Origin of the sequence: Streptomyces sp. NPDC048172, from assembly GCF_043202595.1 — a bacterium.
Lineage (GTDB): Bacteria > Actinomycetota > Actinomycetes > Streptomycetales > Streptomycetaceae > Streptomyces.
The window spans coordinates 12380-29400 of record NZ_JBIDAT010000011.1; the positions used below are offsets into that span (position 1 = coordinate 12380).

The following is a 17021-nucleotide window of genomic DNA, read 5'->3' on the forward strand; positions in this document are numbered from 1 at the left end:
CACGGAACGTATGGTCGACGACCATGCAGCAAGGTTCCGTGAGGTCTTCCCGCCGTGGCCGTGGTTCCACCACCATGGGCGGCATGCCTGTCAACGACATGCCCTGGTGGCGCTGGCGCAGCAACGTGCGCTCGGCGCTGCACATGCTCTCCGACCCCGCCTTCCAGCAGGAGTGCTGGCTCGCGGGCCGCCCGGGGTACGGCGACGTCACCGACGCCGTCTACCGCCTCGTCGAGGACACCTGGCTGGACAACTGGTCCGCGGACAAGTACGTCGGGACGATCTTCCGCGACGCCCAGGAGGCCGGGCTCGTCGACGCCGCGGTGCTCCAGGTGCTGCGGATCATGCACCAGGTCGGCGCCGACGCCCCCGTCGCCTCGTACATGGAGCATCAGTCCTGGCCGGAGGCCGTACACGCGGCCCGCGAGGCGCACGTGCTGCTGGCGACGAACGACGGGGACGACCCGGACGAGCCCCCGCGCTCGCTGGACGTCCTCGCGATCATGCTCAGGACGGTGTGACGGTGTGACGGACGTCACGCCCCGCGCGGTATGCCAGTCTTGAGGCCATGAGCCAGTCGCAAGCCGCCGCCCCTGCCCCCTACGCCGCCGCGGAGCCGGGGCAGTACGTCCTCACCCTCTCGTGCCCCGACAGCAAGGGCATCGTGCACGCCGTCTCCAGCTACCTCTTCATGACGGGCTGCAACATCGAGGACAGTCAGCAGTTCGGAGACCGTGACACCGGTCTCTTCTTCATGCGGGTGCACTTCGCGGGCGAGGTCACCCTGGAGAAGCTGCGGGCGAGCTTCGCCGCGGTGGGCGACTCGTTCCAGATGGACTGGCAGATCCACGAGGCCGAGAAGAAGATGCGGATCGTCCTGATGGTGAGCAAGTTCGGGCACTGCCTGAACGACCTGCTCTTCCGCTCCCGCATCGGCGCCCTCCCGGTCGAGATCGCGGCCGTCGTCTCGAACCACACGGACTTCGCCGAACTGGTCGGCTCGTACGACATCCCGTTCCACCACATTCCGGTCACCAGGGACACCAAGAGCGAGGCCGAGGCGCGGCTGCTGAAGCTCGTCGAGGACGAGGGCGTCGAACTGGTCGTCCTGGCGCGCTACATGCAGGTCCTCTCGGACAACCTGTGCAAGCAGCTCTCCGGCCGGATCATCAACATCCACCACTCCTTCCTGCCGAGCTTCAAGGGCGCGAAGCCGTACCACCAGGCGCACGCGCGCGGCGTGAAGCTCATCGGCGCCACGGCCCACTACGTCACGGCCGACCTCGACGAGGGCCCGATCATCGAGCAGGAGGTCGAGCGCGTGGGCCACGAGGTCACGCCGGAGCAGCTGGTCGCCGTGGGCCGCGACGTGGAGTGCCAGGCCCTGGCGCGCGCCGTGAAGTGGCACAGCGAGCACCGCGTGCTGCTCAACGGGCACCGCACGGTCGTCTTCGCGTAGCGACCGGCGGCCGGCGGCCGGCGTCTGGGGGCCGGCGACCGGGGGCCGGCGACCCGGGGCGCGGCGCCCGCCCGGCTACAGCCGGGAGAGCGACGCCGCCGCGAACAGCACGTCCCTGATCGCCTCCCGGTCCCCGTCCTGGCCCGCCGCCGCGTCCTGCGGCGGCACGTGCCCGGCGGCGAGCTGGCAGAACTCCATGCCGTCCAGCGCCACGTGGGCCACCGCGTCCTCGGGCGACGCGGTCGCGCCGGGCGAGTCCAGCGGGATGTACCAGTGCCCGCCGCCGCTGCCCTCGACCTCCAGATGCAGCGTCCGCCCCGGCCTGCCCGCGGGGGCGAGCTTGCGGGGCGGTGCCGCGAGCCCCGCCCGGCGGCGTCCGGCGATGGTGCCGGGGAGCTGCCGGGCCGCGAGGTCGACCAGCATGTTGAGGTGCGCGGGGACGGGCGGGCTGTACGGGTAGTCCACGGCCTCCGCGATGTCCTCGGCGTGCATCCAACACTCGAAGGCGCGGTCCAGGAAGGCGTCGCGCAGGGGCAGCGCGAAGTCCCCGTACGTGACGTCCAGCCCGGCCGCGTCCCCGTCGGCGAACGAGACGGTGCGCACCATCGCGTGCGTCTGGCCGCGCCACCGCTCCCGCGTGGCGGGCGAGCCCTGCGTCTTGGGGTCCTCCAGCGCCCAGAACGCCTCCGTGCGCGCCGCGGGCCCCAGCGGGCCGCCGTCCATCGCGACCGGGGTGCCACCGGCGCCGTCCGGGAGGTGCGCGGCCTGGCCGAGGGGGTCGGGCAGGCCCAGCGCGGTCGCGACCAGGCCGTCCACGGCCAGCAGGTGGCCGATCACCCCGGCGACCGTCGTCGTGCGCTCCGCCTCGCCCTCCCCGTCGAACCAGCGCAGCCTGACGGGCGCCCGCCACTCGTCCTCCGCCATGTCGCGCAGCAGGGCGTCGAGACGGGACGTCTCCGCGTCGTAGGGCGCGACCCAGTCCGGGACCGGGATACGGGCCGGACGGCGCACGAGGCAGCCCTCCAGCACGCGGGTGCGCAGCATGGGGTCGAGATCCAGGCTGTCCTCGGCGTGCAGCAGCCCGACCGCGTCGCGCAGGCGCAGCGCCTCGTCGGCGCAGGCCGCGCAGTCGGTGAGGTGCGCCTCGACGGCGGCCGTCTCCTCTGCGGAGCAGGCGGCCAGCGCCCAGGCGCCGAGAAGCGATCTGAGGACGTTGTGGTCGTACACGTGCCCCTCTGCGTCCTGTGCGGCTCGTGCGCCGGGTGCGGCATGCGCGTCCGGCGGACGTGTGTGCTCGTCCTGCCGGGGTCCGCCGGAGGACTGCTTCGGGACCCGGTCGGATCGGTCGGATCGGTCGGATCGGTCAGGTCCCGGGGTCTTGTCGCGTCCGGGGTCCAGGGGCGCGTTCACTGCTGCTGTCCCATGCGGTGCGGTGGGGCGGGGGTCTCGCCGGGGGCGGGGGAGGCGACCCCCGGCGGCAGGGTCATCGCCGAGGAGAGGAGCTGGAGGCCGAGCCGCAGGCGGCGGCGGGCCTCGTCCTCGGTGACGCCGAGGTGCTCGGCCGTCTGTCGGTAATCGCGCCGTTCGAAATAGGCCAGCTCCAAGGCGGCGCGCAGGGAGGCGGGCATCGACGTGACGATGTAGTCGGCGCGGGCCGCCGTCGAGGCCGCGCGCACCTTCTCCTCGATCTGCCGGGCCCGCTCGGGGCCCAGCGGCCCGCCTCCCCGCTGCTGCTGCCGCAGCCTGCTCGCCGCGAGCCGCTGGGTCAGCGCGGCGATCCAGGAGCGCAGGGGACCCTCGCGGGGATCGAACGCGTGCGGATTCTCCCAGACGTAACCGAACACGTCGCGGGTCGTGCTGTCGGCCGCCTCGTCGTCGTCGAGCACCCGGTGGGCGAGGCTGTGGACGAGGGACGCGAATCTGTCGTAGAGCTCGCCGAGCGCGGCGGCCTCGCCCCGCGCGAGGCGCTGCTGCATCTTCCGGTCCCAGCGCGGTTGTGTGTCGTTCGCCATGGAAGCCCCGCCCTCATGCCCGCCCTCGTGACGTTCGTCAACACCTCGAATGTAGTGCGAGGGGCTGACAACGCACGCCCCTTTACGGCAATGTGCGCCCCAGGGCGATTGCTGAAGGTGCTGATTTCGTCACAGTGCGCACCCATGACAGAAGTCCTCAGAAGTACGACCTGGTGACGACATAGGGTCGTCCTACGGGACCAGTTTTGGCAGTAGTCGGACGGGCAGCCGAAAGCTGTAGGCGAACGACGAAGGGGTGCGGGGACGTGTCGTTGAAAGTGCTGGAGGAGGCGCGGGGGGAGTGGGCCGTGCTGCGCGTCTCCGGCGAGATGGACCTGGTGACCTCTCCGGCGGTGCGGCAGCACGTGCATGACGCGGTGGCCGAGGGGCGCCGCAGTCTGGTGCTCGACCTGTCCGAGGTGCTCTTCTGCGATTCCAGCGGCGTGGGGGTGCTGATCGCCTCGCGCCGGCTGATGCGTTCGTGTGCGGGGCAGCTCCGGCTGATCCTGCCCGCGCAGGGCGCCGTGGACGGCTCGCACGTCAACCGCGTGCTGGCCGCGCTCGGGGTGCGCCGGCTCTTCGACTGCTACCCGGACCTGGCCGCCGCGACGGGCCACGCCGCGGTGGCGGTGCCGCCGGGCACGACGGCGTCCTCCACGGTCCGGCCCAGGACGGCGTAGCGGGGGTCACGGCAGGGGGTGTCCCGGTAGCCGGTAGCCGGTAGGGGCGTCACGCGAACCGCTCCCGCAGTTTGTACTTGAGCACCTTGCGCAGCGCGTCGTTGCGCGGCAGCGCGTCCACGACCTCCAGCCGCTCCGGGAGCTTGTACGGGGCCAGTCCCTGCTCCCGCAGATACGCGGTGGCCCCCTCCAGCGTCAGCGCCTCGGCCCCCGCGGGCTGCTCGACCACCGCGCACACCCGTTCCCCCCGCTCCGCGTCGGGGAGTCCGATCACGGCGACGTCGCCGACCGCGGGATGCTCGTAGAGCAGCTGCTCGATCTCCTTGGCCGAAATGTTCTCGCCCTTGCGGATGATGATGTCCTTGGTGCGGCCGGTGAGGACGAGATGGCCACCCTCTGTGAGATGCCCGAGGTCGCCCGTGATCAGGAAGCCGTCGTGGTCGAAGGCCCCGGCCGTGTCCTCCGCGTCCAGATACCCCTGGCACACCGCCTCGCCGCGCAGCCTGACCTCGCCGTCCGTCCCCGTCGGCAGGGGCTTGCCGTCCGCGTCGGTGATCCGGATCTCCATGGCCTCCGGGGGCCGTCCCTCGGTGGTGGCCAGGTGCTCCGGGGTGTCGTCGGGGGCGCCCATCGTGATCATCGGGGCCTCGGTCATCCCGTAGCCGTGGGTGAGCTGGCAGCCCATCTCCGCGACGACCTCGTGGTACAGCTCCGGCGGCTTCGCCGCGCCGCCGCCCGCGAGCAGCCGCAGGCTGGGGACGACGCGGCTGCCGGGGTGTGCGCGCTGCTGGGCCAGGAACATCGAGTAGAAGGCCGTCGAGCCGCCCGCGACGGTCACGCCGTGCCGCCGGTACGCGTCGAGCGCGTCCGGCATCGCGAAGCGCTCGAAGAGCACGGCGGGGAAGCCGTACATCAGCAGCATCACCGTGTAGTCGGGCCCGGCGATGTGGGCGTAGGGGAAGGCCATCGAGCCGACGTCGTCGGGGCGCAGGCGCAGGGCATGCGCGAGGCAGGCGCCGCCCGCGATGAGGCTGCGGTCGGTGTGCAGGACGCCGCGCGGCGACGAGGTCGTCCCGGACGTCCAGTAGATCCACCGTACGGCCGTGCCGTCGTCGGGCGGGGGCGGCAGTTCGGAGGGATCGCCCTCGGGGAGGGAGTCGTACGCCCTGAACACGTTCAGGGGATGGTCGAGCCCGGCGGCGATCCCTCGTGCCATTTCGCCGTGGTCGAAGCCGCGCCAGAGGCCGGGGTGGGCGAAATGGCGTGCCCCTGTGGCCCGGAGGGCGAGACGGACCTCGCGCTCTCTGTAGAAGGGGATGACGGGCGTCTGCCGTACGCCGAGGCGGGCGAGGGCGAAGGTCAGCACGACCGTCTCGATACGGGTGGGCAGTTGCCAGGCGACGGTGTCCCCGGGGGCGACCCCGAGGGCACGCAGCCCGGCGGCCGTCCGTTCGGCCCCGTCGCGCAGCGCGCCGAAGGTGAGGGTCCTGTCGCCGTCGGGGGTGTCTCCCGCCTGGATCAGCACAGGCGCGTCCGGGGTGAGCCCCGCGCGCCGGTCGAGCAGCTCCCACAGCGTGCGGGACGCGCCGAGGGCGTGGGGTGTGTCGCTGGTGGCCGTGGTGGGCATGGCGGTCCGCCTCCCGAGCTGACGCATCGTCAGGTATGGCCGGAAGCGTAAGCCCCGGTGCCTTGTCGGTCCAGAGGTCGCGGGTCTAGCCTCTTTCTGACGGTCCATCAGATATGCGGAGACGTAGGCAGCAACGGGTGAGGGGATACTCCGGTGACGGAACTACCGCGCATCATCAGCGTCGACGACCATGTGATCGAGCCCGCGCACCTCTTCGAGACCTGGCTGCCGAAGAAGTTCCGCGACCGCGGTCCGCAGCCGCTCACCGCCGGGATCGGCGAGCTGGAGTACGTCGGCGGCAAGTACCAGATCACCATGGACCCGGAGGGTCCGCCGACCGACTGGTGGATCTACGAGGACCTCAAGTTCCCGTACAAGCGCAACATCGCCGCCGTCGGCTTCGACCGCGACGAGATGACCCTGGAGGGCATCACCCGCGCCGAGATGCGGCGCGGCTGCTGGGACCCCGCCGAGCGGCTGCGCGACATGGACGCCAACCATGTCGAGGGCTCGCTCTGCTTCCCCACCTTCCCGCGCTTCTGCGGCCAGACCTTCGCCGAGGCACACGACAAGGACGTCGCCCTCGCCTGCGTGCGCGCGTACAACGACTGGATGGTGGAGGAGTGGTGCGGCGGCAGCGGGGGACGGCTCATCCCGCTGTGCATCGTGCCCCTGTGGGACGTCGAACTGGCCGTCGCCGAGGTGCGCCGGAACGCGGAACGGGGCGTACGGGCCGTGACGTTCAGCGAGATCCCCACCCATCTGGGGCTGCCGAGCATCCATTCCGGCTACTGGAACCCGTTCTTCGCCGCCTGTGAGGAGACGGGGACGGTGGTGTGCATGCACATCGGCTCGTCCTCGCAGATGCCCGCCGCCTCCCCGGACGCGCCCCCGGCGGTGCAGGCCTCGCTCTCCTTCAACAACGCGATGGCCTCGATGATGGACTTCCTCTTCAGCGGCGTCCTGGTCCGCTTCCCCCGCCTCAAACTGGCCTACGCGGAGGGCCAGATGGGCTGGATCCCGTACGCCCTGGAGCGCGCCGACGACGTATGGGAGGAGCACCGCGCCTGGGGCGGCGTACGGGGCCTGATCCCCGAGCCCCCGTCCACGTACTACTACCGGCAGATCTTCTGCTGCTTCTTCCGCGACAAACACGGGGTCTCCGCGCTGGACGCCGTCGGCCGGGACAACGCGACCTTCGAGACGGACTACCCCCACGTCGACTCGACCTTCCCGCACACCAAGGAGGTCGCCCTGGAGCATGTGAAGGGGCTCGACGAGGAGACCGTGTGGAAACTGATGCGGGGCAACGCCATCCGGATGCTCGGCCTCGACCTGGACCGTACGCCCGAGCAGTACCGCTCGCGCGCGGCGCGGGTGAGCTGACGGGCGCGCGATGGACCTCGGGCACACGGAGGAGGAAGAGGAGTTCCGGCGGACGCTGCGCGCCTGGCTGGCCGAGACGCTGCCCAAGCTGCCGCCGAAGCCCGACCCGCTGGACTGGCCCGCGCGCCGGGCGTACGACATGGGCTGGCAGCGCACGCTGCACGACGCCGGATACGCCGGACTGCACTGGCCCGAGGACGCGGGCGGCCAGGGAGCCACGCCCACCCAGCACCTGATCTTCCTGGAGGAGACCGAGCGCGCGGGCGCACCGTACGTGGGCGCGGGCTTCGTCGGGCTCCTGCACGCCGGGCCGACGATCGCCGCCGAGGGCACGGAGGAGCAGCGCCGCAGATGGCTGCCGCCGATCCTGCGCGGCGACGAGGTCTGGTGCCAGGGCTTCAGCGAACCGGACGCCGGATCGGACCTGGCGGCGCTCCGTACGCGCGCGGTCCGGGACGGCGACTCCTACGTGGTCACCGGCTCGAAGATCTGGACCTCGCACGCCGAGGTGGCCGACTGGTGCGAACTCCTCGTCCGTACCGACCCCGAGGTACCTCGCCACCGGGGTATCTCGTGGCTCGCACTGCCCATGGACGCGCCCGGAGTGACCGTACGGCCGCTGCGGACCCTCGCGGGCACGGCCGAGTTCGCCGAGGTCTTCCTGGACGAGGTGCGCGTCCCGGTGGCCAACAGGGTGGGCGAGGAGAACGACGGCTGGCGCGTCACCATGGTCACGCTCTCCTTCGAGCGCGGGACGGCCTTCGTGGGGGAGGTCGTCGCGTGCCGCCGCACCCTGCGCGAACTGGCCGCCGCCGCCCGCGCGAACGGGCGCTGGGACGACGCCGCGCTCCGCCGCGGGCTGGGGCGGCTGAACGCCGAGTTCACCGCGCTGTGGCGGCTCACCCAGTGGAACGTCAGCGAGGCCGAGCACGCGCTGCGCCGCGGCGGTACGGGCGTTCCGGGGGTCGGCGGCTCGGTGTTCAAGCTGCGCTACTCCCAGGCCCGCCAGGAGCTGTACGACGCCGCGGCCGAGGTGCTGGGCCCGGACGGCGCGCTCGACACGGACGTGCCGTGGACGGCCGACCGGCTCTCCTCGCTCTCGTACACCATCGCGGCGGGCACCTCGCAGATCCAGCGGAACATCGTCGCCGAGCGCATCCTCGGCCTTCCGAAGGGACGGTGACCCCGGGGTGGACTTCCGGCTCACGGACGACCAGGAGGCGCTGCGGCGCGGCACCAGGGAGCTGATGGACGCGCGCTTCGGACGGGACGCGCTGCGGCGGGCCGTGGACGACGACTCCGGGTCTCCCCGGCCCGACCGCGCCCTGTGGCGCGAACTGGGCGAGGCGGGATTCTTCTCGCTCGCACTCCCCGAGGCGGAGGGCGGGGTGGGCCTCGGGCTGCCCGAGTCGGTGCTCGTCCTGGAGGAGGCGGGACGGGCGCTGCTGCCGGGACCGCTCGTCGCGAGCCGGCTGGCGGCCGGACTGGTGCCGGGCGCGGCGGACGGGACGGTGGTGGTGACGGCGCTGGAGCTGGCGGAGGGGCTGTCGGAGCGGCTTGCGGAGGGGCCTGTGGAGCATCTGGAGGCCGCCGGACGCGTCCTGGTGCTCGACGGCGACGGGCCGCCCCGTACGGTCGCGCCGGAGGCCCTGCGCGCCGAGCCCGTACGGTCCGTGGACCCGCTCTCGCCGCTGCACCGGGTGACGGGGGCGGTGACGGGGACGGTGACGGGAACGGCGGAGGACGGGGAGGTGCTGGAGGGCGTGGACGGGGCGCGGCTGCGCCGGGAGGGGGCGCTGCTGACGGCGGCGCAGCAGCTCGGCAGCGCGGGCCGGACCGTCGAGATGGCCGTCGGATACGCACGGGAGCGCGAACAGTTCGGACAGCCGATCGGGGCCTTCCAGGCGGTCAAGCATCTCTGCGCCGAGATGCTGGTGCGCACGGAAACAGCCAGAAGTGTGGTTTACGCCGCGGCGCTGACGGAAGACGAGGGCGAGACGGCGGCGGCGAAGCTGCTGGCCGACGAGGCGGCGGTGCGCAACGCGCGGGACTGTCTCCAGGTGCACGGCGGCATGGGGTTCACCTGGGAGGCCGACGTCCACCTCCACCTCAAGCGGGCCTGGCTGCGCGCCCGGCAGTGGCAGAGAGTTGTGACTGCTGAGGAGAAATTGGCGGCAGTACTCTAAAGAGCGTTTAGCCAAATGATGTCCAAATTCATCCCGGTAATTAACCGTTGCGCGATTACGCTGCGTTGATATCGCGTCGTGTCCAGGATGTGACCACCCTCAAGCGGGAGATCACATTCCGCTCGGGTACGCTCCCTCGGGTGCACGTACCGAGTCCTTCCCGCGGCGAGCCTTCCACGGCCGCCCCGCTCCTGGTGTCCAGGCAGGCGGGGAAGGGAAGCCGGAGGTGGCGCGGGGGATCGTCGCCGGAACGTTCGAGTGGTCGCGATCGGCGCCGCACAGTATGCAGCACGTCTACTCCTTTGCGCCGGAATATGCCTGAAGCGCTTGTTGCAGTGACTATGCGTCAACCATGCTGTTCCTCGTTGAAGTCACAATCCGTGACTTCATGGAGACGCGAGGCGACGTGTCCGCCAGTTCGGATGGTGTGAGCGGTGCAGGTGCTTCAGGAGCAGTTGGAGATCGGCCCCGACCCGATGGAGGTGGGGCGTGCCCGGAGGTGGGCCCGCTCCCGGCTCGCGGGTGCCGGGGTGGACGCGGATGAATCCCTGTCCGAGACGCTGATTCTGCTGATCTCGGAACTCGTGACCAACGCGGTTGTGCACACAGGTTGTCCGGCTGTGCTGTGCATGCTTCTGCCGGGGCCGGGATCGGGGCAGGGTGTGGTCGACTCCGTGCGCGTGGAGGTCGCGGACGCGAGCAGCCGCCCGCCGCGCCAGCGCCAGGCCGAGGGTGAGGACACCAACGGCCGCGGACTGGAACTGGTCTCCGGGCTCGCCGACCGCTGGGGCTGGGAGCAGGAGGACGGGGGCAAGCGCGTCTGGTGCGAGCTCGACCGCGCCCGCGACGGCGCCGCCCGCGACAGCGCGAGGCCGGAGCCGGTCGATCCCCGTACCCGTATGCGGGGCACGGCGGTGCCGGAGGCGCTGGGGCTGGGCGCGTTCGGATAGCGGCGCGCCGCGACAAAAGGGGCATAAATCCCAAAGTCCAGACCAGGTGTTGACGTGTCGTGTCTGTTTGATCACCCTTGGGTGGAGCGATTCGTCGCGAGGGGACGCCGAGGAGCATGAGGTTCCTCGGCGAGTGCGGGTCGCGGTCCGGCGTCAGCCTCCACGGAGGCAGGGCCTGAGCGCCGGAGCCGGGTGGCGGTCCGCTGTGCCGTGCTCGGGGTGCGCATAGGCGCACCGCCACCCGACCGGCCGTCCCGCACGCCCCCGGCGCTCCTCCCGGCCGGGCGCGGACTACGCTCTTGCGCTCATGGACCACCACCGCCTCACGGAGCACCGCTCCCGTCGCAGGGCGCCGCTCTCCGGCGCGGTGCTGCTGCTCGTGGCCGGGCTCGTCGGCGTCACGGGCGTGACCGCGTGCAGCTCCTCGGACTCCTCCGGCTCCTCCAGCTCGTCCGGTTCCGGTTCCGGATCCGGTTCCGGGGACCTGAAGAGCTTCCGTACGCAGTACAAGGGCCAGTGCGAGCCGCTGACGGGCGGGAGCGAAGCCGCCCAGCTGGGCCGTATCGTGCCGGACGCCCGTACGTTCGGGATCTCCGCGGGCAAGGGGCGCTGCGCCGTGAAGGCCGACGGGAAGAAGGCCGTCACCCTCGCCGTCGAACCGGCGCGCAGCGAGGAGGACTGGCAGGCGGACATGATCGCCGCGGTGAAGTGGGGCCGCGACCAGGAGCGCCTCGACAAGTTCGGCGGCGGCTACGTCAGCGGGAGCGCCGCCGCGCTGTATGTCCCCTGCCCGGGAAAGCGGGCGCTGAGCGTCCTCGTCACCACGCCCCCGGGTGGGCACCACAAGAAGGACCTCGCGACGCTGGTCGAACGTACCGCCGCGAGGTCGTACAAGAACGCGGGCTGTTGAGCGGGGCGGCCTCCTGGCTCAGAGCACGGCGACCGGCGCCACCGGCGCGCCCGTACCGCCGGTGAACGGTTCGGGGGTCGCGGTCAGCAGGAACGCGTAACGGCCCTCCTCCGCGCACGCCTCGGACAGGCCCTCCAGGTTCCAGTTCTGGCCCTGGAGCATGCCCATCTCGACGAGGTGCAGGGCGTGCACGGGCATCCACAGGTTCTCGACCTCGGGCGGGAAGATCTCGAAGGTGAGCGTGTCGTCGGCGACGGCCGCCACGTCCCGCGCGTGGAACCACTCGGGCGCGTACAGCGACAGGCCCGGCGACGGGTACGCGTACGCCTGCTTGTCGCCCGCGAGGACGTGCTGGATCTGCCCCGTCCTGACCAGGACGATGTCGCCCGCGCGGACCCGGGTGCCCGCCAACTCCTCGGCCGCGGCGAGGTCGTCGGGCCCGACCGCGTGCGCGCCCGGCAGCCGGTCCTCGCCCCTGGCGCGCGCCACGTCGAGCAGGACGCCGCGCGAGACGAGCGAGGAGATCTTCTCGATCCCGGCGAACGTGGCGCCGCCGTGCGCCGTCACGGTGTCGGCGGGGCGGCCGTTGTAGAGCCTGCCGCCGTGCGAGACGTGGGTGAGGCCGTCCCAGTGGGTGGCGGCCTGGAGGCCCATCGTGACCGCGTCGTCGCTGGTGGCGACGGTGCCGGGGCCGAAGATCTCCATGTTGATCGCGACCATGGTGTGCAGCGGGTTGACGCGGCCGGGGATCATCCCGGTCTGCACGCCGTCCTGCTGGAGGGGGAGCGCGAGCGGGACGCGGCGGCCGGAGCGTACGGCCGCGGCGGCCGTACGGACGACCTCGTCGGTGATCAGGTTGAGCGTGCCGGTCTCGTCGTCCCGGCCCCAGCGCCCCCAGTTGTTCACGCGCTTGGCGATGTCCTGGAACTCCTGCGGCAGCGTCATCGGTCCTCCCGGGGCTGGACTGCCTGTGCGCGTACGGGTCTTGGGTCCGGGTCTTGTGTTCACCCGGCGTCTGCTCAAGAATCTAATGGTCCGTCAGAAAACCCGGGAAGGGGCGCGGCGTGGGGAACTTCCTGTCAGGCAAGGTCGTCGCCGTCACAGGCGCGGGACGGGGCATCGGGCGCGCGGTCGCGCTCGCCTGCGCCGCCGAGGGCGCCAATGTCGTCGTCAACGACTACGGGGTCTCCATCGAGGGCGGCGAGCCCGAGAGCGAGGTCGCCGAGGCCGTGGCGAAGGAGATCGTCGCGGCGGGCGGCGAGGCCGTGGCCGTCGCCGACGACGTCTCGACGATGGACGGCGGCCAGCGGATCGTGGACACCGCGCTCACGCACTTCGGGCGGGTGGACGGCGTCGTCTGCGTCGCCGGGATCCTGCGCGAGCGGATGCTCTTCAACATGAGCGAGGAGGAGTGGGACCCCGTCGTCGCCACCCACCTCAAGGGCACCTTCACCCTCTTCCGTGCCGCGAGCGCCGTCATGCGGCGGCAGGGGTCCGGCGCCCTCATCGGCTTCACCAGCGGCAACCACCAGGGCTCGGTCTCCCAGGCCAACTACTCCTCGGCCAAGGGCGGCATCATCTCCCTCGTCCGCAGCGCGGCCCTGGGCCTGCACAAGTACGGCGTCATCGCCAACGCCGTCGCACCCGTCGCCCGCACCCGGATGTCCGCCAACGTGCCCATGGAGCTGAAGGAGATCGGCGAGCCCGCGGACGTCGCCCCGCTCGTCGTCTACCTCCTCAGCGACCGCGCCAGGGACGAGGAGATCACCGGGCAGGTCTACACCGTCGCCGGACCCAAGATCGCCGTATGGGCCCAGCCGCGCGAACTGCGCGCCGCGTACGCCGACGGGCACTGGACGCCGGAGCAGATAGCCGACCATCTGCCCGGCACGGTCGGCAAGGACCCGATGCCGATGCTGGAGCGGCTGAAGGAGATGGCCGAGGCGGCGGCGAAGAAGGAACGCCCCAACGCCTGACGGGCAGGAAGGGCCAGCCATGGATTTCGCCTTCACCCCCGAGGACGAGGAGTTCCGCGCCGGGGCCCGCGCCTGGCTCGACGCGCACCTCGTCGGCGAGTACGCCCGCGCCGCCGGGCAGGGGCGCCCCGGCAGCGAGCACGAGGCCACGGACGCACGCCGCCGCTGGGAACGCGAACTCGGCGCCGCCGGATGGATCGGCCTCGGCTGGGACCACGCGCACGGCACCTACGGCAACAGGTCCGCCACCCTCATCCAGCAGGTCGTCTGGGCCGAGGAGTACGCCCGTGCGGGCGCCCCCGGACGCGTCGGCCACATCGGCGAGAACCTCCTCGCCCCCACCCTCCTCACCTACGGCACCGAGGAACAGCGCCACCGCTTCCTCCCCGCCGTCGCCCGGGGCGAGGAACTCTGGTGCCAGGGCTACAGCGAACCCGGCGCCGGTTCCGACCTCGCCGCCGTTCGCACCTCTGCCGCGCGCGACGGGGAGCACTACCGGATCACCGGCCAGAAGACCTGGACCTCGCTCGCCCAGGAGGCCGACTGGTGCTTCGTCCTGGCCCGCACCGAGGAGGGCGCCCGGGGACACCGCGGTCTCTCCTTCCTGCTCGTGCCCATGGACCAGCCGGGCCGGATCGAGGTCCGGCCGATCCGTCAGATGTCGGGGACGTCCGAGTTCAACGAGGTCTTCTTCGACGGCGCCGTCGCCCACGCCGAGCACCGGGTGGGCGCCGAGGGCGACGGCTGGCGCGTCGCCACCGGACTGCTCGCCCTGGAGCGCGGCGTGTCCACCCTCGTCCAGCAGATCGGCTTCGCCGCCGAACTCGACGACGTGCTCCGCTCCGCCCTCCGCACCGGCGCGACCCGCCGCGACCCCGTCCTGCGCGATCAGCTCGTCCGCGCCTGGGCCGAACTGCGGACCATGCGCTGGAACGCGCTCGCCACCCTCGGCGGCGCCGAGGACCCCGGCGCCCCCAGCGTCGCCAAGCTCCTCTGGGGCGGCTGGCACCAGCGCCTCGGCGAACTGGCCATGCGCGTACGCGGCGCGGAGGCCGCGCTCGGCCCCGGTGACTGGTCGCCGGAACGCCCCTACGAGCTCGACGCCTGGCAGCGGCTGTTCCTCTTCACCCGCGCCGACACGATCTACGGCGGCTCGGACGAGATCCAGCGCACCATCCTCGCCCAGCGCGTGCTGGGCCTGCCGAGAGACGCACGCACGTGACCGAGAGAGGCCCGCACGTGACGACGACACCGCGCACACCCACGCCGCCCGGAACCGGCCCGGCACCCCGCGCCCACCAGCACTGGATCGACGGCTCGTGGCACCAGCCGGCGGCCGGGCACTACGAGATCACCAACCCTGCCACCGAGGAGCCCGTCGGCCACGCGCCCGAGGGCGGCGCGGACGACATCGACGCCGCCGTACGCGCGGCGCGCGCCGCCCAGGAGGCGTGGGCCGCCACCGACCCCGGGGAACGGTCCGCCGTGCTGGGCCGCGTCGCCGCGCTCCTCGCCGAACGGGGGCCCGACCTCGTCCCGCTGCTCCAGGCCGAGACCGGAGCCACGATGAAGGTCGCGCGCGGCATGCAGATGCCGACCGCCGCCGACCGCTTCCGCCGCTACGCGCGCGGCGCGCTCGAACCGGACACCGTGCCGCTCGCGCCCCAGCCCGTGAAGGCCAGCGCGCTCGCTCCCGGCGGACTGCTGGGCGCGGCGGCCGTGCGCCGCCCCGTCGGGGTCGTCGGCTGCATCACCTCCTACAACTTCCCCGTGGCCAATCTGGCCGGGAAGGTCGCGCCCGCACTCGCGACGGGGAACGCCGTCGTGTGCAAACCCGCCCCGCAGGACCCGCTGACCTGCCTGGAGCTGGGCCCACTGCTCCAGGAGGCCGGGCTGCCGGACGGCCTCTACAACGTCGTCACCGGCTCCGGCGCGGCGACAGGGGAGGCCCTGGTCGCGCACCCGGACGTCGACATGATCAGCTTCACTGGCTCCACCTCCGTGGGAAAGAAGATCGCTGAGACCGCGGCGCGCACGATGAAGCGCACCTTGATGGAACTGGGGGGAAAAGGGGCAGCGCTGATCATGGAGGATGCCGGGGAGAGCATCCGCAGTGCTGCTTTGGGCTCGGTCGCCTCGACCTGGGCATTTCACAGCGGCCAGATCTGCACGGCGCCGACGCGCGTGCTCGTACACCACTCGCACTACGACGAGTTCGTGACTGCGCTTTCACAGTACGCCGCGTCGATGACGGTTGGGGATCCCACGGAAGAGGGAACTCTCGTCGGGCCGTTGATCTCCGCGGCGCAGCGCGACCGCGTCGAGGCGTACATCGAGGGTGCCCGGGACCAGGGCGCCAAGATCCTCGCCGGCGGTGAGCGCCCGTCCTCGCCCGCCACCGGTTTCTACGTCGCCCCGACGCTCATCGCCGGGGTCACCCCCGAGATGACCGTGGCCCGTGAGGAGTTGTTCGGGCCCGTCGTCGTGGCCATGCCCTTCGAGGACGACGACGAGGCCGTGCGGATCGCGAACGGGACGCCGTACGGCCTCTACGACTACGTGTTCAGCGGCGACGCGGGCCGGGCCTGGCGCCTCGCGGGGCGGCTGCGCAGCGGCAACGTCGGCATCAACACCGTGCAACGGCACCCCGAGACGCCCTTCGGCGGTTTCAAGGAGTCCGGCGTCGGCAGGGACGGCGGCTCCTTCGGGCTGCACGCGTACAGCGAGCTCCAGTCGATCGTCTGGTGAGGGAGGGGTCATGCGAGGTGTGATCTTCGAGGGTGAACGGGCCCAGGTGGTCGGCGACCTGGAGGTACGCGGCCCCGGGCCCGGCGAGGTCCAGGTCGGCGTCCGGGCCGCCGGGCTCTGCCACAGCGACCTGTCGGTGATCGACGGGACGATCCCGTTCCCCCGCCCGGTCGTGCTCGGGCACGAGGGCGCGGGCGTGGTGGAGGCGGTCGGGGAGGGCGTCGCGCACGTCGCGCCCGGCGATCACGTGGCGCTGTCCACGATCGCGAACTGCGGCACGTGCGCGGAGTGCGGGCGCGGCAGGCCCACCATGTGCCGCCATGCCATCGGCAGGCCGGAGCGCCCCTTCACGCGCGGCGGCGGGACGCTGTACAACTTCGCCGCGCTCTCGGCCTTCGCGGAGCGCACCGTCGTCAAGGCGGTCCAGGCCGTACGGATTCCCGAGGACATCCCCTTCCCGTCCGCCGCGCTGATCGGCTGCGGCGTCGTCACCGGAGTGGGCGCCGCGCTCAACAGGGCGAAGGTGGACCGGGGCGACTCGGTCGTGGTGATCGGCACGGGCGGCATCGGGCTGAACGTCATCCAGGGCGCGCGGATCGCCGGGGCCGGGGAGATCGTCGCCGTGGACGCCAATCCGGCCAAGGAGGGCGTGGCGCGGCGGTTCGGCGCCACCCGCTTCGTGGACGCGTCCGCCGTGGACGACACGGTCGCCGCGGTCCGGGAGACCCTTCCGGACGGCGCCGACCACGCCTTCGAGTGCGTCGGCAGCACCACGCTCATCCGGCAGGCCGTCGATCTGCTCGACCGGCACGGACAGGCGGTGCTGCTGGGCGTGCCGCCCGCCGACGCCGAGGCGTCCTTCCGGGTCTCCGCCATGTACCTCGACAAGTCCATCCTGGGCTGCCGTTACGGCTCGTCCCGTCCGCAGCGGGACATCGCCCTCTACGCCGACCTGTACCGGCGGGAACGGCTGCTCCTGGACGAACTGGTCACCGAGGTCTATCCGGTCGAGGACTTCGACAAGGCGGCCGACGACGCGCACCACGGCCGGGTGGCCCGGGGGGTGCTCACGTTCTGAACGTGTTCA

General features: G+C 72.1%; 16 protein-coding genes. 12 read left to right on the forward strand and 4 right to left on the reverse strand.

Translation table 11 applies throughout. From position 1 onward, the window contains the following. The first annotated feature begins 23 nt into the window (after positions 1-23). A complete protein-coding gene (locus tag ACGF3A_RS37385; protein ID WP_393734972.1) occupies positions 24-521 on the forward strand; it encodes a hypothetical protein in 498 nt (165 codons plus the stop codon). 47 nt (positions 522-568) lie between these two features. Beyond that, positions 569-1459: a formyltetrahydrofolate deformylase gene (gene purU / locus ACGF3A_RS37390; RefSeq protein ID WP_393734973.1), complete on the forward strand. Its 891-nt coding sequence runs from the start codon at positions 569-571 to the stop codon at positions 1457-1459. Positions 1460-1534: 75 nt separating this feature from the next. On the opposite strand, the gene ACGF3A_RS37395 is transcribed toward purU, so the two are convergent. Next, entirely contained in the window at positions 1535-2686 is a 1152-nt protein-coding gene (locus ACGF3A_RS37395; RefSeq protein ID WP_393734974.1) for a zf-HC2 domain-containing protein, read from the reverse strand. A 179-nt stretch (positions 2687-2865) separates the two neighbouring features. Next, positions 2866-3471, reverse strand: coding sequence for a sigma-70 family RNA polymerase sigma factor (locus tag ACGF3A_RS37400; protein ID WP_393734975.1), 606 nt, complete (start codon positions 3469-3471; stop codon positions 2866-2868). A gap of 266 nt (positions 3472-3737) precedes the next feature. On the opposite strand from ACGF3A_RS37400, the gene ACGF3A_RS37405 reads away from it, so the two are divergent. After that, positions 3738-4151, forward strand: coding sequence for an STAS domain-containing protein (locus tag ACGF3A_RS37405; protein ID WP_393734976.1), 414 nt, complete (start codon positions 3738-3740; stop codon positions 4149-4151). A gap of 49 nt (positions 4152-4200) precedes the next feature. Here ACGF3A_RS37405 and ACGF3A_RS37410 read toward each other — a convergent pair whose 3' ends face one another. Beyond that, the gene (locus ACGF3A_RS37410; RefSeq protein ID WP_393734977.1) at positions 4201-5778 is read right to left on the reverse strand and encodes a class I adenylate-forming enzyme family protein; all 1578 of its coding nucleotides are present in this window, start codon (positions 5776-5778) and stop codon (positions 4201-4203) included. A gap of 153 nt (positions 5779-5931) precedes the next feature. Between ACGF3A_RS37410 and ACGF3A_RS37415 the strand changes: the two genes are divergently transcribed. The 5 genes from ACGF3A_RS37415 (at position 5932) to ACGF3A_RS37435 (ending at position 11210) form a co-directional block, all read left to right on the forward strand. Continuing rightward, a complete protein-coding gene (locus tag ACGF3A_RS37415; RefSeq protein ID WP_393734978.1) occupies positions 5932-7164 on the forward strand; it encodes an amidohydrolase family protein in 1233 nt (410 codons plus the stop codon). 10 nt (positions 7165-7174) lie between these two features. After that, positions 7175-8347 carry an acyl-CoA dehydrogenase family protein gene (locus tag ACGF3A_RS37420; protein ID WP_393734979.1) on the forward strand — a complete coding sequence of 391 codons (1173 nt, stop codon included), beginning with the start codon at positions 7175-7177 and terminating at the stop codon, positions 8345-8347. A 7-nt stretch (positions 8348-8354) separates the two neighbouring features. Continuing rightward, on the forward strand, positions 8355-9350 hold the full coding sequence (locus ACGF3A_RS37425; RefSeq protein ID WP_393734980.1) for an acyl-CoA dehydrogenase family protein: 996 nt from the start codon (positions 8355-8357) through the stop codon (positions 9348-9350). Between the two features lie 434 nt (positions 9351-9784). Continuing rightward, positions 9785-10300: an ATP-binding protein gene (locus ACGF3A_RS37430; protein WP_393734981.1), complete on the forward strand. Its 516-nt coding sequence runs from the start codon at positions 9785-9787 to the stop codon at positions 10298-10300. Between the two features lie 307 nt (positions 10301-10607). Further along, positions 10608-11210: a hypothetical protein gene (locus tag ACGF3A_RS37435; protein ID WP_393734982.1), complete on the forward strand. Its 603-nt coding sequence runs from the start codon at positions 10608-10610 to the stop codon at positions 11208-11210. Between the two features lie 18 nt (positions 11211-11228). Here ACGF3A_RS37435 and ACGF3A_RS37440 read toward each other — a convergent pair whose 3' ends face one another. Then, positions 11229-12155 carry a cyclase family protein gene (locus ACGF3A_RS37440; RefSeq protein WP_393734983.1) on the reverse strand — a complete coding sequence of 309 codons (927 nt, stop codon included), beginning with the start codon at positions 12153-12155 and terminating at the stop codon, positions 11229-11231. Between the two features lie 119 nt (positions 12156-12274). Between ACGF3A_RS37440 and ACGF3A_RS37445 the strand changes: the two genes are divergently transcribed. From ACGF3A_RS37445 to ACGF3A_RS37460, 4 genes are read left to right on the forward strand one after another with little or no spacing between them, the layout of a single operon-like run. Next, on the forward strand, positions 12275-13186 hold the full coding sequence (locus tag ACGF3A_RS37445; RefSeq protein ID WP_393734984.1) for an SDR family NAD(P)-dependent oxidoreductase: 912 nt from the start codon (positions 12275-12277) through the stop codon (positions 13184-13186). Positions 13187-13205: 19 nt separating this feature from the next. Continuing rightward, positions 13206-14408 (forward strand): acyl-CoA dehydrogenase family protein, encoded by a 1203-nt coding sequence (locus tag ACGF3A_RS37450; RefSeq protein WP_393734985.1) that lies wholly within the window; start codon positions 13206-13208, stop codon positions 14406-14408. A gap of 17 nt (positions 14409-14425) precedes the next feature. Beyond that, positions 14426-15934 carry an aldehyde dehydrogenase family protein gene (locus ACGF3A_RS37455; protein WP_393734986.1) on the forward strand — a complete coding sequence of 503 codons (1509 nt, stop codon included), beginning with the start codon at positions 14426-14428 and terminating at the stop codon, positions 15932-15934. Positions 15935-15944: 10 nt separating this feature from the next. Then, positions 15945-17012, forward strand: a complete 1068-nt coding sequence (locus tag ACGF3A_RS37460) for a Zn-dependent alcohol dehydrogenase (protein ID WP_393734987.1) — start codon at positions 15945-15947, stop codon at positions 17010-17012. The last annotated feature ends 9 nt before the right edge of the window (positions 17013-17021 follow it).

Coding starts and splice junctions, on each gene's coding strand:
- ACGF3A_RS37420 (WP_393734979.1), top strand. CDS start 7,175: ATGGACCTCGGGCACACGGAGGAGGAAGAGGAGTTCCGGCGGACGCTG.
- purU (WP_393734973.1), top strand. CDS start 569: ATGAGCCAGTCGCAAGCCGCCGCCCCTGCCCCCTACGCCGCCGCGGAG.
- ACGF3A_RS37435 (WP_393734982.1), top strand. CDS start 10,608: ATGGACCACCACCGCCTCACGGAGCACCGCTCCCGTCGCAGGGCGCCG.
- ACGF3A_RS37385 (WP_393734972.1), top strand. CDS start 24: ATGCAGCAAGGTTCCGTGAGGTCTTCCCGCCGTGGCCGTGGTTCCACC.
- ACGF3A_RS37460 (WP_393734987.1), top strand. CDS start 15,945: ATGCGAGGTGTGATCTTCGAGGGTGAACGGGCCCAGGTGGTCGGCGAC.
- ACGF3A_RS37410 (WP_393734977.1), bottom strand. CDS start 5,778: ATGCCCACCACGGCCACCAGCGACACACCCCACGCCCTCGGCGCGTCC.
- ACGF3A_RS37440 (WP_393734983.1), bottom strand. CDS start 12,155: ATGACGCTGCCGCAGGAGTTCCAGGACATCGCCAAGCGCGTGAACAAC.
- ACGF3A_RS37450 (WP_393734985.1), top strand. CDS start 13,206: ATGGATTTCGCCTTCACCCCCGAGGACGAGGAGTTCCGCGCCGGGGCC.
- ACGF3A_RS37400 (WP_393734975.1), bottom strand. CDS start 3,471: ATGGCGAACGACACACAACCGCGCTGGGACCGGAAGATGCAGCAGCGC.